This window comes from Oscillibacter sp. CU971 (genome assembly GCF_905219725.1).
Classification (GTDB): domain Bacteria; phylum Bacillota; class Clostridia; order Oscillospirales; family Oscillospiraceae; genus Oscillibacter.
Window position 1 is genome coordinate 1 of sequence record NZ_CAJMXG010000490.1, and the last position, 1,366, is coordinate 1,366.

Below are 1,366 nucleotides of genomic sequence, written 5' to 3' on the forward strand. Positions count from 1 at the left end.
ACACCGACGGCAAGAAGCCCACCGGGGACCTAATTCCCGTGGACTACGCCAAAATCGGCGAGGGCTACGGCCTGAAGAGCTACACCTGCCGGACCATCGCCGAGCTGGAGGCCGCTCTGGAGGACGCCAAGAAGCAGACGGTCGCGTGCCTGTTCGATTTGAAGGTCATTCCCAAGACCATGACCGACGGCTATGAGTCCTGGTGGAACGTCGGGCTCGCCGACGTATCCGAGAAGGAGAGCGTCCGCAAAGCCTGGGAAGGCGTGAAGGAAGGCCGGGACGAGGCAAGAAAATATTAAGGGGGTAAAAAGATGAGCAAGGTATTCGGCTATCCCGAATTTGACGAATCCGGCGAGATGATCCTCACCACCTACGACGGCGATTACGCCGCCATGCTGATGGATATCCGGGTTTATAAAATGAAGGCCGGGGAGACCCGGAAGTTCTGCCGGGAAGGAGAGGAAATCGCGGTCCTGCTTCTCAGCGGCGCGGTGACCTTCCGCTACGAGGGCCGGGAGCACGCCGCCGCCCGGAAGAGCGTCTTCACCGAAGGCCCCTGGTGCGTCCATGCTTCCGGCGGCGTGGAGATCGGCGTTTTTGCCGAAACAGAGTCCGAAATTTTGGTGCAATGTACAAGGAATGAGCGGGGCTTTCCCGCGAAGCTCTACCGCCCGGAGGACACGCCCTGGAAATACTCCTGCAAGGGCAAGTTCGGGGACGTGGCCAAGCGGCGGGTCAATACCATCTTTGACCACGACATCTGCCCGGACTCCAACATGGTCCTGGGGGAGGTCTTGAACGACCGGGGCAACTGGTCCGGGTACCTGCCCCACCGGCATCCCCAGCCGGAGACCTATTTCTTCCTCTTCGACCGGCCCGAGGGGTTTGGGGCCAGCTTTGTCGGCGACGAGGTTTTCAAAAGCGTGGACCACAGCTTTTCCGCCATTCCCGGCGGAGCGCTGCATCCCCAGGCCGTGGCCCCCGGCTTCCAGATGTACACCACCTGGATGATCCGGCACCTGGAGGGAAACCCCTGGCTCCAGACGGATCGCTGCGAGGATGAACGCTATACCTGGCTCCACGACGCGGATTTTTGAGAAAGAAAGGCGATAGTATGAACGAGAAAAAGCTGAAAGTCCTGGCGGCTGAGATCCGGCTGGAGACGCTGAAGGTGATCCACAGCCGTGGGTTCGGCCACGTGGGCGGGTCCATGGACCTGGCGGACCTGATGGCGGTTTTATACGGGGAGGTTATGAAGTACGATCCGAAGAATCCCCGTTGGGAGGACCGGGACTGGCTGGTCCTGTCCAAGGGCCACGCGGGCCCCGTGGCCTACGCCACCTTTGGCCTGATGGGCTTCTATCCC

General features: G+C 60.9%; 1 protein-coding gene and 2 pseudogenes. All 3 read left to right on the plus strand.

Translation table 11 applies throughout. From position 1 onward, the window contains the following. Positions 1-299, plus strand: a pseudogene (locus tag JX325_RS16830) (3D-(3,5/4)-trihydroxycyclohexane-1,2-dione acylhydrolase (decyclizing)); the annotation flags it as partial. A 12-nt stretch (positions 300-311) separates the two neighbouring features. Next, entirely contained in the window at positions 312-1,097 is a 786-nt protein-coding gene (locus tag JX325_RS16835; RefSeq protein ID WP_204792173.1) for a 5-deoxy-glucuronate isomerase, read from the plus strand. A gap of 17 nt (positions 1,098-1,114) precedes the next feature. Further along, a pseudogene (locus tag JX325_RS16840) lies at positions 1,115-1,366 on the plus strand (transketolase); the annotation flags it as partial.